Genomic DNA, 14,135 nt, shown 5'->3' on the forward strand with positions numbered 1-14,135 from the left:
ATAGGATAATATTGTAGATTCCAATTCCGAATGGATGTATGGTTGAATTTGGTTATAAATAAACAGATATTTAATACAAAACGATGAGGAATTCTTATGAAGATTTATGCAGTGAAAATTACAGATATTGATGAAGAAAAAATAGAACGGCTGTCCTTATTAGTTACTTCAGATAAGAGAAACAAAATAAAAAATTTTGTTAATAAAAAGGATAAAATTAGATCATTAATCGGAGAGCTATTGGTAATATTTGCAATTGGGGAGGAATTGAATATTGAAAGAAAAAATATAACCTTTGAAAAAAATAAGTATGGAAAACCATATATAAAAGAATATTCGAATTTTAATTTTAATATATCTCACTCTGGAGATTTTATTGTATGCGCAACTGATGATGCATCTATTGGCATAGACATTGAAGAAATAAAACATATTGAGTATGTAGATATAGCTAGAAATTTTTTTACAACAATTGAATGGGATTATATAGCTAAGGAAGATTCATATGATCCATTAAGTAGATTTTATCAAGTATGGGTATTGAAGGAAAGTTATATAAAATGCTGTGGAATGGGATTATCGATACCATTAAAATCATTTTCTATTTGCATAAACAAACTTCTGAATATTGCCCCTATACTTAATAATGAGAATAATAACGATTTTAAATTCAAAGTTTTTGATATAGATCCAAGTTATAAGATGGCGGTATGTTCGTTGAGGAATGAGATTTCAAATGAAATAATTAGGATGGAACCAAACGAATTAATTAATAGAGTATTACTTAAAGCTATTAATTAATTTATGTTTAAAAAAAGATGGTGGAGAGAGTATTAGAGTTAGTATAGTCATATGGATAAAACTTAGGTAATTAAAAGTGAGGAGAAAGATAGTAATGATATGATTTTGTTTACCTTATGCAGGAGGTTCAGAAGCAATATAGTATGAATGTTTGGAACCAACTATAGAATTATGCCCCATAGAGCGAAAGGGAAAAGGAAGATGGAAGAAGACTTAATGAGGAAGGATATAAGACTTTCAAAGAAGTTAAAGATGATATTTTTGACATTATTAGAACGAAGATAATGAATAATGATTATCCAAATTCTATATCAAATAAAATTCCTCATTTATTTATGAATGAAGCAACATATGTACTTTCGGATGGAGTAGTCAGTCTAGAGGATGAGGATGAAATTTTAAAAGTTGTTTTGAATATAAAGTGTGTCATTGGGAACAGCAAATTTAATAGAAGTAGATGTTGTGTTCACTCACTTGATAATTTTATAAGAAAGTTATTAAGATCCCGAATTTAAAGGTTATTTAATGTTAAGGAACATGGTTAGTGCAGGTTTGTTAAGGTAAAAGAGTGGTAGGAATTTTTATAATTGTGAAATATAAAAGAAAAGAGGAGAATAACAGATGGAAATTAAAGGGAGTATTAAAAGGTTTTTAGAGAAGTATTTAAAAAAGGTTGAAATTAGTGATGATGATGACATTTTTTCCCTCGGTTATGTAAATTCACTATTTGCAATGCAGTTAGTCATGTTTGTTGAAAAAGAGTTCAGTATTAAAATTGAAAATTCTGATTTAGACCTTGAAAACTTCAGAAGTATTAATGCTATTACTGAAATGGTTAACAAAAAAATAGCCAACGGGGTGTGAAAAGATGATGCAAACTGTGGTATCAAAAAAACAAGCAGAATTTAGAGCGGAAATTAGTGGATTTGTAGATAAAGAAATAGCCCCGTATGCTGGAAGGATTGATAAAGAACAAAAACTGGACAGAGAGATTATTAATAAGATTGCAGATCGAGGATATCTTGATTCAACAATTCCTTTAAGATATGGAGGTTCTGAACTTGATAATATTTCGATTGCTATCTTAAATGAAGAAATGGGTAGGGGTTGTTCTTCTATAAGAAATTTACTAACTGTTCATGGAATGTGTTCGATTGGAATTTTAAAATGGGGAAATGAAGAACAAAGAGAAAAATACCTACCAGATTTAGCAACTGGAAAGAAATTAGGTGCGTTTGCTTTAACAGAGCCTTTTGTTGGAAGTGATGCAAAATCGATTGAAGCGACAGCAGAACTAGAGGGAGATTATTATATATTAAATGGAAGGAAAAAGTGGATTACGATTGCTCAAATTGCTGATGTGTTTTTGATTTTTGCAAAGCACAAGGGACAAGTTACGGCTTTTCTACTTGATAGGCACACGGAAGGACTGACTATAAATCCTATCACTAATTTACTAGGATCTAGGGGGTCGATGATTGGTGAGTTGGTATTGGAAAATTGTAAAATTCCTCAAAATAATATAATAGGTAGAGTGGGAGGTGGGCTTGTACACGTCGCATTGAATTGTTTAGATTATGGCAGATTTACTGTTGCATGTGGATGCGTTGGTTTAGGACAAGCAGCTTTGCAGGCAAGTGTAGAATATGCAAAAGAAAGAAGACAATTTAGCGAACCCTTAAAAAATAATCAACTTATTCAAAAGATGATTACGGAAATGGCTGTTAATATTCAGGCAGCTAGACTAATTTGTTTGAATGCAGCTAAATTAAAGGATGAATTAGACCCAGATTCCATTATAGAGACTTGGAATGCAAAATATTTTGCATCCACTATGTTGCGTAAGGTAACAGCTGATGCGGTGCAAATTCATGGAGGTAATGGGATTTCTCCTGATCATCAAGTGGAAAGATATTATAGGGATTCTATTATTAATGAAATAATAGAAGGAAGCACACAAATTCATGAAATGCTGATAGCATCTCATGTTTTTAAAACGTTATAAAATTTCACAAGAGTTAGGAGTCGAAACCCTATGTCAATGAAAAAGATTAAATGCGTTGTGTGGGATTTAGATTATACAATTTGGGATGGTATCTTAATAGAAGATAAAGAAGTTACGTTGAAAGAAAATGTAGTAGAGGTAATAAAAGCGTTGGATGAGAGGGGAATTCTTCAATCTATTTCTAGTAAGAATGATTACACTTTAGCTATGGATAAGTTAAAAGAGTTTAATTTGGATTCATATTTTCTTTATCCGCAAATAAATTGGAATCCGAAATCAAACGGAATTATAAACATTGCACAGTCAATAAACATAGGTATAGATACACTTGCCTTTATAGATGATCAACAATTTGAATTAGATGAAGTTCAATTTGTAAATCCAGATGTAAGATGTATTAATGTAGAAAATGTTGATACCATTCTTGAAATGGAAGAATATAAGCCTGATTTTATAACGACAGATTCAAAAAATAGAAGATTATTGTATATAACAGATAGTAAGCGAAAAGAGGTAGAAGATAATTTTATCGGAACAAAAGAAGAATTTTTAGCTTCGCTCGACATGCGATTTATTATTAGTAAAGTAGAAAAAGATGATTTGAAGAGGGCAGAGGAACTAACGGTTCGAACGAATCAATTAAATGCCACTGGTTATACCTATAGTTATGAAGAACTAGACAAGCTCAGTAAGTCAGAAGATTATATGGTGTTAATCTCTGAGTTAAAAGATAAATACGGTGATTATGGGAAAATAGGATTGACTTTGGTTGAAAAGAAAAAAGATATTTGGACTTTGAAACTGTTATTGATGTCTTGCCGTGTGATGTCCCGCGGAGTAGGGAGCGTCATGCTGAATTATTTAATAAAAAAATCGAAAGAAGAGAATGTAACATTGCAGGCGGAGTTTATACCAACAGATAGAAATAGAATGATGTATATTACTTATAAGTTTGCTGGATTTAAAGAAATAGAAGGAAATGGGGAGGTTGTGGTATTTAGTGGGGCAGATATTGATAAAGTTGAAATTCCTGACTATATAAATTTAGTTGAAAATATGTAGAAAAATTTTAAAATAAGTGTGGGGTTAAAACATGGCGGAAAAAGCGGTAGTTAAAGAGGTAGTTAAAGAGAGGCTCTGGACTCCAAGTTTTTTAATCCTTTGGCAAGGGCAATTTTTCTCTACTTTAGGGGATAGTATATATAGCCTAGCGCTGGGATTTTGGGTACTTTCAATTACTGGATCAACGGCTTTGATGGGGACACTGATGGCTGCATCTACACTGCCAGGGATTCTTATCTCTCCTTTTGCCGGCGTATTAGTTGATCGGTATAATCGAAAAAAACTTCTGATTATTACGGATGTGATTAGAGGGTGTAGTATTGTATTGGTTGCACTTGCTGCATATATGAATTTAATTGCGATATGGATGGTATTTGTAGTAGCGATTGTTCTTAGTATATGTGGTGCAATTTTTCGCCCAGGTGTCAATTCATCTTTACCTGATATGGTTCCAAAATCAAGAATAACTAATGCTAGTTCTGCATTATCTATGGTTTTAGCAGGTTCAACCATGATTGGAAATGCAGCAGGAGGTTACTTATTTCAGATTTTAGGGGCACCTATTCTATTCTTTTTAAATGGGATTTCTTATTTGGTTTCGGGATTTTCCATTGGGTTTATCCGTATTCCTAAAGTAGAACGAAAGAATAAACAACACTTTTTGCGGGAACTTCGGGATGGGTTGCTGTTTGTTTGGAATTTAAAAGGATTACGATTTATTACGATAATTAATGCTATTTTAAATTTCTTTTTTAACGTAGCATTCGTGCTTCTTTTACCGTTATTTCAAAAGACAAGTTATTTAGGTGCAAGTTATTATGGAATTGTGATGGCATGCTTTATGTGTGGAGCAATGGCGGGGTTTCTATTTCTTTCTATTTTGAAAATACCTCCCCATAGAAAATTTATAATTTTTATTATTTCAAGTATTATCATGAATGTATGCCTTATTTTCTTTCCCTATCAAAGCGATGTTATCATCATGAGTCTATTAGCGTTTGTAGCTGGAATCTTTAATTCTGCTGTGAATGCACTCTTAATGTCATCTGTACAGATTGCAACTCCACAAGAAATGAGAGGGAAGGTATTAGCATTCGTGGGTATGGTCACACAAGGACTAGCACCATTTGCCATGGCACTCGGTGGAGTACTAGGAGATTTTTTACCTTTAAAAACCATTATTTCTACTAGCTTTTTAATTATTTTTGTATTAATAACACCGTTCCTATTTAATAAGTCTCTCAAGAAGTTTATTAATTCTAATTCAACATTGACACCCTAAAATTAAACATTATTCGTGGCAAACTTAAGATTATAGAAGTAAATATATTATGTTATATTGCTCGTTATCTTTGAAAAAATGAAAAAGGCATTGATTATTACGGTTATACCTATTTGTTTATTTATTATCAGTGTATTCTATTCCTGGTCCTCGGCAAAAAAGAGACCGGATGACTAGAATGTTAGGGTACATAAATCCAGAGCAAGACCCAAGTGCGCAGGGGTTGTTATGTTATATACGTTTAAAAGAGGCAATGTCGTCGGCAGGTTGGTTTGGTACAGCTGGAGATACAAGGTTCATCCCTAATCCAGATACTGATTTTGTATTTGCAAGTTTGACTTACTATTATGGGTATTGGCTTGCGCTAATTCTTGTCTTCGTTCTTTCTCTTTTTGTAGCAAGATTAATAGTCATCTCTTATAAAATAAATGATCGGTACGGTAAATTGCTGCTTGTTGGTGGAGTGACTCTTTTTGTATTTCAGTTCATTTATAATGTTGGAATGATACTGGGATTATTACCGATTGCTGCTATATCCTTACCTTTTATTAGTTACGGATTAACGCCGACTGTATTTCATGCGCTTATAATGGGGATCGTGCTGAGTGTATATCGGCGTAAAGATATTTCAGTGAGAATGACATCTTAAAAAAGTAAACCACCTATTCCTATATTCTTTAGGACCTAGGTGGTTTTATTTTTCTGGAATTCGCATAGCTCACCTATACATATAATGTAACGGTTCTAACTTAGTGATAAAATTCATAATATCTTCAAAATCCTTCCATTTATTCTCTATATAGATATTAGGTCGTTGTGCTATAATATATTCGGAATTAACTGAATAATGAGGAAGAAGGGGTTGTTGTGGAAACAAAGCTTTTAGAAACAGAGAAAAAATTTGATTCAAAGTCTCTCTTGGCTTTGGGGTTATTGATGATTACCGGAATTACATACCAGTTCTTAGGAAATGTTTTGGGAGATGCTATACCTAATGTATTAGGAATGATTCTTGAAGCTCTATGGAATCTTGTATTATGTGGAATTATTGGATACTATTTTTTAGGGAAAATATCGTTAGAGCAATTTAAACATTTTAAATTTAAGACCTTACTTTGGGGTTTACCTTTAGTAGTTATTGTAGGTGTAATTTCTGGTGCTATATTCAATTACATTTTTGAACCAGCAACTAAAAATTCTGTTGCAGAAGTAATAAGTATTTCTATGATTTTATTCCGTGTGCCATTTATGCTAATGGGCGAAGAGTTGATTTGTACCAATGTAATGATTGCATTACAAAAATTAGGGTTGAAATTCGGCACAGCATCAATTGTATGTAGTGTCTTGTTCGCTTTATGGCATATTCCAGCTTATGGATTTGTGCCAATGCAGTTATTAATAACAATCATTCCGATTAGATTGGCATTAAATTATGTATGGAAAAAATCCAATAGTGTTTGGGTAAGTTGGATTTGCCATTATATTTATGATAGTTTCGCATTTATACAATTTTTTCTAAAATAAAAATTTCGAGTTTAATGTTAACAGAGGTATATGTAAATATATTGCGGCAAAATAAAAGAAACACCTTGAATCATCAAGGTGTTTTCGTTATAAGCTCAAAACTCTCCGAATTAGCCCTAAGTATAAAAGGACTAACCTCGCCAACGCTATAAAGTTGCAATTCATGCATTGCGCGCGTGCAAGCAGTGTAGAACAATCTACGAACACTCTCGTCGCTATATACATCTTTAGAAGCATCGTAAATAATAACAGCATCAAATTCGATACCTTTCGCTAAGTAAGCAGGGATCACAACGATGCCTTGCTCATACTCCGCTGAGTTACTTTTCACGAGTTTAATATTCTCGATATGACGAAGTGCTTCGTAAGCAGCGGCGCTTTCAGCTGCAGATTTACATATAATTGCGATTGTATTGTGCTGCTCTTTTTGTAGTGCAGCAACTTTGGCAGTAATATGTTCGTGCAGTTCGCTGTCACTGGATACTTTCGTCACTGTAGGTTTCTCGCCGTCACGTTCAAAGGCGTGAATGTTTTCTCCTTCCGGTACGAGAGCACGTGTAAATTCAATAATTGGTTTTGTTGAACGATAGCTACGAGTTAAGTTAATGCCGTTCGTTTCATCTGGTCCGTATAAGCTAGTAAGTGTATTGAAATTCACTGCTTCACTCGCATGGGCAAATATCGCTTGGTTAAAGTCTCCGAGTACAGTCATTCTTGCAGCAGGGAAGAGACGTTTTAAAAACTCAAATTGAAACGGTGAATAATCTTGCGCTTCGTCTACGAGTACGTGTTTAATCGATCTATTCGTTTGGAAGCCTTCAATTAACTCTTTTAAAAGTAAAAATGGCGTCGCATCCTCGTAATATAGCTTTCCTTCATCGAGCATGTTTACTGTTAATGAGCAAATGTCATCCCATTCTGTCGGCTTTTCTCCAGTAACCCATGATGCATCTGTGAAGAGTTGTTTATATATGCCTGTGAAATTGATGAAACGCAATGTTTGAACACCTTTACGAAGGGGCTTCAATTTTTTACGGATAATCATACGTCCAAGTACTTTCGTTTCTTTCTCAAAATCATGAAAGGAGTTGTCGTCAAACTCGCCTTTTTTCTGTGAATATTTATAAGCCTTTTGGTATTCATCTTTACTCAGTAATTCAATTTCTTCTTCTACCCAAGGCTTTTTCAGTTCTGCTTTTTCAATTTCATCTATTTGTTTATTTAGCCAATCTGTTAACTTTTCAATTCGATTATGGAAGCGGAGGGAGGAATCAGTATTGTAAAACTGCTCTGTAATTTCTTTAGCAGAGACAATTAACTTTCCTCTAAATTTCATTCCTCTAAATAGCATGCCTGAAGATTCAAGAGATTGTCTGTACGCTCGAATCATCTCGAAAAATTGAGTAGATGCTTTAAAGCGAATGCTCGCATTTCTCGTTTTATAGGTAGGGCTATTCATTTCAGTTAACATATATTCTAATTGTTCATAAGGATCTTCAACATCAAATGACTTGCTTAGTCTATGGTTTAAATATTCTTGGAATGTCACTTGCTGCATATTTTCTTCACCGAGTTCAGGTAGTACGTTAGAAACGTAGCTATTGAACATAGAGTTAGGGGAGAAGAGAATAATTTGATCCGCTTTTAACCATTCGCGATATTTATATAGTAAGTAGGCGATTCGTTGCAGGGCAGCTGACGTTTTCCCACTACCAGCAGCTCCTTGCACGATAAGGAGTCGGCCTTCATCGTGACGAATAATTTCATTTTGCTCGCGCTGAATCGTAGCAACGATGCTTTGCATATGTTTGTTCGTACCTTTTCCGAGCGCTTGTTGCAAGATTTCATCGCCAATTGTAAGGCTCGTATCGAACATAGAATCAATCTCGCCATTTTGAATAATGTATTGTAATTTTTTCTCCACATTACCGCGAATTACGCCGCCTGGTGTGTTGTATTCAGCCGGTCCTGGTGGATAGTCGTAATAAACACTTGAAATTGGGGCGCGCCAGTCATAAATAAGAAAGTTTTCTCCGCTTGCATCAGTAAGGGTAGAAACACCGATATAGATTTGTTCTGCGGCAGGTTCGCCTTCTTCAGTAAAATCGATGCGTCCGAAGTAAGGTGCTTTTTGCATGCGTCGCAGCGCGGCAAGTCGATTAAAGGTGTGTTTATGGGTGATTTGTGTAACAGCTAGTGACTGAGCTTGTTGTCTTAAGTTGATAACTGTTTCAAGGTAATCATCAAAAGTATCTGTATTCACTTTAACGTCATCCCAGAAGTGTTTACGGATGTTGATTACTTCTGCCCGGCGTCTGCCAGTTTCGTTTTCCAGCTTATCAATTTGCTGCGTAATCGTTTCGATTACGGTATCCAATCGTTTTTGCTCTAGATCAAGTTTTTTGTTCATACGTAAGCACTCCTTTAAAAGTGAAAAATAGAGGTTGACTGAAGAAAGGTTTTGTTGTACAATTAAGATACGGATAAATACGTTCTGTGTATTTTAGAAAACGTGTTTCTGTACTAATTTAACATAGTTTCTTAATTTAATCAATAATGATGAGATAAACCCTTGGTTCCACGCGTTGTGAATCAAGGGTTTTTTGTTTTTCTGTAAGAAATAATTGCAATTTTGCCGAGGATAATCTAAGTAAAGTATAGAAACAATCAGGAATAGGGGGATACTGATGGGAAAATATTTTGAGGAAGCACATCGTTTTTGTTCTCGTAATAGAAAGCACTTAGAAAAGGATGTTATATGTGGTTGTTTCTATTGTTTAGAAATTTTCCATCCAGAAAAAATTACAGAGTGGTGGGATGATGATAACACAGCAGTTTGTCCGTATTGTGGGATTGACTCTATTATAGGGGAAAGTTCAGGATTTAGAATCACAGAAATGTTTTTAAGTGAAATGCATAAAAGATGGTTTTAGTTAAACGAATGACAAAATAAACTTTCGGTAACGAAGATAGTGTAAAACTAGCTAAGATTGTACACTATCCATAAAATGAAAAAGACGTTATCCTTTCTATAGAATCGAAGAGTCAATCATGTAATTTCATTTACTCAATCTGTACACAATTTCCCCCTGGAAGAGGGGATATAAAAAAGCTCGGGCTTAGCCCGAGCTTTTCATTATTTCTTTTCGTCTTTTTTCTCGTCAGCTTTTTGCTCTTTGAAAAGATCTTTTAAATCTTTATCGTCAACTTTTACGTCAGCTTTTTTGATTTCTTTCATCATAAGATCGTTCATGAATTGAGCATCTTGCGTTTTTTCTTGAGCTAGTGATTTTTTAATATCAGCTTTTGCTTTATCGAAAGTAGCATCTGCGTGATTATCAGTTACTTTAATAATATGGTAACCAAATTGTGTTTTTACAGGTTCGCTTACTTCATCTTTTTTCAACTTTTGAGCTGCTTCTTCGAATTCTTTTACCATTTTCCCTGGTCCGAAGAATCCTAAGTCGCCACCTTTTTCTTTTGAAGCTGTATCTTCAGAGTATTGTTTTGCTAATTCTTCGAAAGATTTACCTTGAGCAAGTTCATCTTTCACTTTTTTAGCAGTTTCTTCATCTTTTACAAGGATATGACTTGCTTTAATTTCCTTTTTATAATCCTCGAATTTTGCTTTTACATCTTTATCAGTAATCGATTGTTCAACCGCTTTTTCTTGAGCTAATTGAGCACGTACACTATTTTTTATAGTTTCTTCTTTAATACCTTGTTGTTTCATTAGGGTATCGAATTGATCACCGTATTGTTTTTTCATTTCATCGAACTTTTTGTCTACATCTTTGTCTTCAACTTTGTAGTTTTTAATAAGTACTTTTTCCATAACCATGTTGTTTAGTACTTGTTTACCAGCTTGTGTTTTCATTTGATCGTAGAATTCTTCTTTTGTAATGTCACCAGCTTTAGATGTAACGATTTTGTCTGATGATGATGTTCCACATGCTGATAATGCGATTACACTTGTTGCGGCTAAGGCAAGCATAGCTTTCTTCATTCGATAAACACTCCTACTATTATGTATTTTTAATTTATCCTACACCGATGAATTTTAAATTCATAAGAGCCCGATTAAGTCTCACTGATACTTTTGCTTTTTTGTATTGGTAAAGCGCGCTTAACAGGGCTTACCGTGGCTGAGGATAAAGTTTTGATGAATGTTTTGTTCTATAGTATAAGCAATATGTACAAAATTTAATATATCATATTTCGACGCGTTTTCATATTGATAAAGAAAAATTAACCAGTACGTGTCAGATTTTGAAAGTGTGCCATATTGGGCGTATGCCGCATATACAGAATAGAGGAGGGGATGGGGATGAATTCTCAACTTATTTTATTACTTGTACTGTTTATTTTATTGGTTATTGTAGGTATAATTTGCTTATAGAGGAAAAAAGTGAGGAAGGGGCTTTCCTTCCTCACTTTCCATGAAATATAATTTCTATATAACTAGAAATTAATAAAATTGTTATACATACATTAATAACCCGAAAGACACCGGGCTGGCGGCTCGCAGCTATTTGTTTTCGTTCACACAGTGTATGTGTCATGAAATTCGTGTAAAATATAACAAGAAGTGCGAATGCGACAAAAACAACTGTTATAAGTGTCATGAGGCGAGACCTCCTTTTGGCTAAAATACATATACATATATTGTATCACACGATATTTTGTTCGTGTTACAAAATTCAGAAATAGAAGACTTTGTGTTAGAAAGTGAGGGAGAAAATGGACGTTGTTAGAAGATTAGAACAAGCTGAATACTACGTAGACCTACTATTTAAAATGATTGATGAAGAGAAGTGTCCATTTTATTCTTTGATCATAAAGAAAAAAGCTCGTAAAAAAGATATTGAACGTATACTAAATCTTTGTGAAAAACTGAACGAGCAATATGTAGTGGAGAAAGCAGAAGGGCTTCTTTTGTTCGATGCGCTGTTAGATCAATTTGAAAAAGCGCTTCCACATCAGCTCGAAGTACACGAAACTGCGGAAGCGCTAGCAAAACAAGGTTTATTTAAGCCGCTTATGAATGAATTCTTAAGCATGATTGCGAAAAAATAAATAGATTATTTCTTAACTAACTTTTGATCGGATTCTGTAAAGTTCTCTTCAATATCTTCTAATGATTTCTCAAAAATATCGATAAAGTCTTGTCCGTAAATATTACGCAGGATTGCAATCAGTTCGATATTTTCTGGGAACTTCCCATAAAAATTACGAAGTGCAAGAGCCCCATTAAACACTGAATTATTTTCAGGATCATACTCCTCCATTAAGCGAAGTAGTAATTCTTCCCCTTTGTCTGTAATTTCAATGTACGTATTTCGTTTATCATCTTCCTTTTTTGAGAATACAAGATAGCCGCGTTCTTCCAGCTTTTTCGAGAAGTTAAACGCCGTTGATACGTGCATAACTCCAAACTTAGCAATCTCAGAAATAGAAGCCCCTTTTAAATGATAAGCGATTGTTAAAATATGATGTTCATTAATATTTAAATCGTAAGGTTTAATCCACTGCTGCCAATCTTTCTCTACACATTTCCATAACGCTTTCGATAATTGAGCAATGCGTTGGCTGAAAATCATCGCTTCTTTTACCGAGTAATCTTTTTCTCCACTTTTCATTTACTCACCCACTTTAACATTCTTTTTCATTACTATCTATTATGCCAGTAAAATAAAAATTAATAAAGTCTTTTTGTAAGAATTGTGAAAATTTTTTAACAAAATGACATTCTATACAAATCATGCATAACTATGGAAGCGTTTTATGAGTCGTGAATACATGCGTTGTCCTTACATGTTAATTGATAACATATATTGTAAATGCATAAAAACACGGCATATCTATACGATATGCCGTGTCAAGGTCAATTTATATAAAAAATATTTGTTATATGCAAAAAACTAAGCAGGAATTTGTTTACGCTTTTTCTGGAACAGCTTCTTGTAGTTTCTCAATTGACTTTTGGATGTCCAAAATTTCTTTCTCAATATGGCGCTTGTTTTGAGAAATATCTTGTTTCCAGTTAGAAAGCGTGTCTTGCATGTCATCTTTTAGTTCTTGAAACACTTCTTTACCTTCTGAAGCCGTTTCAACAATTTGACGCTTTAATAATTTCGTATCAGCTGTAATATCAGCTAAAGTCTTTTTAATATCATTTCCTTTTTCTTTTAACTTGCCGCGCATGTCTTTACCAGAAGAAGGAGTTGAGAAAAGAACGGCTAGTCCTGCAACTGCTCCCCCGCAAATAACACCTGTAATAAAGGATTTAGCTTTTGACATAAAAGGAGACCTCCTTATTTTTTGTTCGTATTCATGATGTGAAAAAATATGCATATCTTTCTTATATGTGCTATGCACAAACAATCATCCCTGAGCATTTTAAGTGAAGAAACAAGCCATGCGGAATTTGATGACTTCAGGGAAGTGGCTTGTTATGTATTACGCCTTCTTATAGTGTCATTATTTCACACTATTTGCAATTGTACTTGCGATGTTTTGTAAATTTTCCATAGTGTATTCATTTTGGTGTGATTTCCAAACAGCACCGAAACCATCTTTTTCACCGTAGCGTGGAATTAAATGAAGGTGGAAGTGGAACACAGTTTGTCCAGCTTTTTCACCGTTATTGTTAAGTAGGTTAAAGCCAACTGGATTAAACTCTGCTTTAATCGCATTTGCGATTTTTGGAACGACAGAAAAAATGTGTGATGCGATTTCTGGCGTTAACGCAAAAATGTCTTGTTTGTGAACTTTCGGAATAACAAGAGTATGTCCTTTTGTTACTTGACTAATATCTAAAAATGCAAGCACATGTTCATCTTCGTATACTTTTGAGCAAGGGATTTGCCCGTCAATGATTTTACAAAAAATACAATTGTCTGCTGTATGATTCATTGATCTCATCCTTTCAAATATCCTTAGCCGTATTTTACCATAATTACATAAGAGAACAAACACGAAAAACAGGAAGCTGACTCAGCTTCCTGTTTTCTGAAGAGGGATTGAAAAAGCATTATCGTAATTTACGTTTCGCAGACACCTCATTTATTTAAGAAATGCACGGTAAATCGGCTAAAGTTTCTGCCGTAGACACCCCATTTTCAAGTGAAATGAATTGCAATCTTTTTTAAAATGAAATTGTTTATTTTTTAAAACAGTATATGCTCTTTCAGAGACACCCCGTTTCGAAAATGAAACAAATAATCTGGTTATGTGTAAATTTCATTGTCCAACATGGACACCCCATTTCATGATGACTTCACTATGTTGTTGTACTCATCAATTGGTGGTCGCTTTTTCAATGTGTTCCTTCTTCACTAATTATGATGTCCGCTTTCGTAAAAATATATGCTAACAAATTTAATTTTTTTTTAAGACATCGATACTATGTAGTACAGCGCCATTTTTGGTAAGATGAATATAGAATGAATACTAATGAAG

Annotated in this window: 14 protein-coding genes and 1 pseudogene; 9 read left to right on the forward strand and 6 right to left on the reverse strand. The window is 34.0% G+C overall.

Annotation, left to right across the window (positions count from 1 at the left end):
* Positions 1-96: 96 nt before the first annotated feature.
* The 7 genes and pseudogenes from MHH27_RS05665 (at position 97) to MHH27_RS05695 (ending at position 6,674) form a co-directional block, all read left to right on the forward strand.
* Positions 97-801, forward strand: a complete 705-nt coding sequence (locus MHH27_RS05665; RefSeq protein WP_099004949.1) for a 4'-phosphopantetheinyl transferase family protein — start codon at positions 97-99, stop codon at positions 799-801.
* 621 nt (positions 802-1,422) lie between these two features.
* Positions 1,423-1,665 (forward strand): acyl carrier protein, encoded by a 243-nt coding sequence (locus MHH27_RS05670; RefSeq protein WP_340941885.1) that lies wholly within the window; start codon positions 1,423-1,425, stop codon positions 1,663-1,665.
* Between the two features lie 4 nt (positions 1,666-1,669).
* Positions 1,670-2,806, forward strand: coding sequence for an acyl-CoA dehydrogenase family protein (locus tag MHH27_RS05675; protein ID WP_255296337.1), 1,137 nt, complete (start codon positions 1,670-1,672; stop codon positions 2,804-2,806).
* A gap of 30 nt (positions 2,807-2,836) precedes the next feature.
* Entirely contained in the window at positions 2,837-3,868 is a 1,032-nt protein-coding gene (locus MHH27_RS05680) for an HAD-IIIC family phosphatase (protein WP_151527553.1), read from the forward strand.
* A 31-nt stretch (positions 3,869-3,899) separates the two neighbouring features.
* The gene (locus tag MHH27_RS05685) at positions 3,900-5,150 is read left to right on the forward strand and encodes an MFS transporter (RefSeq protein WP_099004946.1); all 1,251 of its coding nucleotides are present in this window, start codon (positions 3,900-3,902) and stop codon (positions 5,148-5,150) included.
* Between the two features lie 81 nt (positions 5,151-5,231).
* A pseudogene (locus tag MHH27_RS05690) lies at positions 5,232-5,799 on the forward strand (FtsW/RodA/SpoVE family cell cycle protein); the annotation flags it as partial.
* 218 nt (positions 5,800-6,017) lie between these two features.
* A complete protein-coding gene (locus MHH27_RS05695; RefSeq protein ID WP_340941888.1) occupies positions 6,018-6,674 on the forward strand; it encodes a CPBP family intramembrane glutamic endopeptidase in 657 nt (218 codons plus the stop codon).
* A 73-nt stretch (positions 6,675-6,747) separates the two neighbouring features.
* Here MHH27_RS05695 and helD read toward each other — a convergent pair whose 3' ends face one another.
* Positions 6,748-9,084 (reverse strand): RNA polymerase recycling motor HelD, encoded by a 2,337-nt coding sequence (gene helD / locus MHH27_RS05700; RefSeq protein ID WP_340941890.1) that lies wholly within the window; start codon positions 9,082-9,084, stop codon positions 6,748-6,750.
* Positions 9,085-9,361: 277 nt separating this feature from the next.
* Here helD and MHH27_RS05705 point away from each other — a divergent pair, with 277 nt between their 5' ends.
* On the forward strand, positions 9,362-9,607 hold the full coding sequence (locus MHH27_RS05705) for a hypothetical protein (protein WP_000521398.1): 246 nt from the start codon (positions 9,362-9,364) through the stop codon (positions 9,605-9,607).
* A gap of 203 nt (positions 9,608-9,810) precedes the next feature.
* Here the strand turns inward: MHH27_RS05705 and prsA are convergent, their stop codons facing one another.
* Together prsA and MHH27_RS05720 are read right to left on the reverse strand one after the other, a co-directional pair.
* The gene (prsA, locus tag MHH27_RS05710) at positions 9,811-10,680 is read right to left on the reverse strand and encodes a peptidylprolyl isomerase PrsA (RefSeq protein ID WP_340941892.1); all 870 of its coding nucleotides are present in this window, start codon (positions 10,678-10,680) and stop codon (positions 9,811-9,813) included.
* 424 nt (positions 10,681-11,104) lie between these two features.
* Positions 11,105-11,299: a hypothetical protein gene (locus tag MHH27_RS05720; protein WP_000172690.1), complete on the reverse strand. Its 195-nt coding sequence runs from the start codon at positions 11,297-11,299 to the stop codon at positions 11,105-11,107.
* A 115-nt stretch (positions 11,300-11,414) separates the two neighbouring features.
* Between MHH27_RS05720 and MHH27_RS05725 the strand changes: the two genes are divergently transcribed.
* Positions 11,415-11,750, forward strand: coding sequence for a DUF1878 family protein (locus tag MHH27_RS05725; protein ID WP_000383655.1), 336 nt, complete (start codon positions 11,415-11,417; stop codon positions 11,748-11,750).
* A 5-nt stretch (positions 11,751-11,755) separates the two neighbouring features.
* Here MHH27_RS05725 and MHH27_RS05730 read toward each other — a convergent pair whose 3' ends face one another.
* From MHH27_RS05730 to MHH27_RS05740, 3 genes are all read right to left on the reverse strand, one after another.
* On the reverse strand, positions 11,756-12,313 hold the full coding sequence (locus MHH27_RS05730; RefSeq protein ID WP_000834924.1) for an HTH-type transcriptional regulator Hpr: 558 nt from the start codon (positions 12,311-12,313) through the stop codon (positions 11,756-11,758).
* A gap of 298 nt (positions 12,314-12,611) precedes the next feature.
* The gene (locus tag MHH27_RS05735) at positions 12,612-12,974 is read right to left on the reverse strand and encodes a YtxH domain-containing protein (protein WP_000030302.1); all 363 of its coding nucleotides are present in this window, start codon (positions 12,972-12,974) and stop codon (positions 12,612-12,614) included.
* Positions 12,975-13,154: 180 nt separating this feature from the next.
* Complete coding sequence (locus tag MHH27_RS05740; protein ID WP_001016835.1) at positions 13,155-13,589, reverse strand: HIT family protein; 435 nt, start codon at positions 13,587-13,589, stop codon at positions 13,155-13,157.
* Positions 13,590-14,135 lie beyond the last annotated feature (546 nt).

It is taken from the genome of Bacillus sp. FSL L8-0152 (assembly GCF_038006365.1).
Lineage (GTDB): Bacteria > Bacillota > Bacilli > Bacillales > Bacillaceae_G > Bacillus_A > Bacillus_A cereus.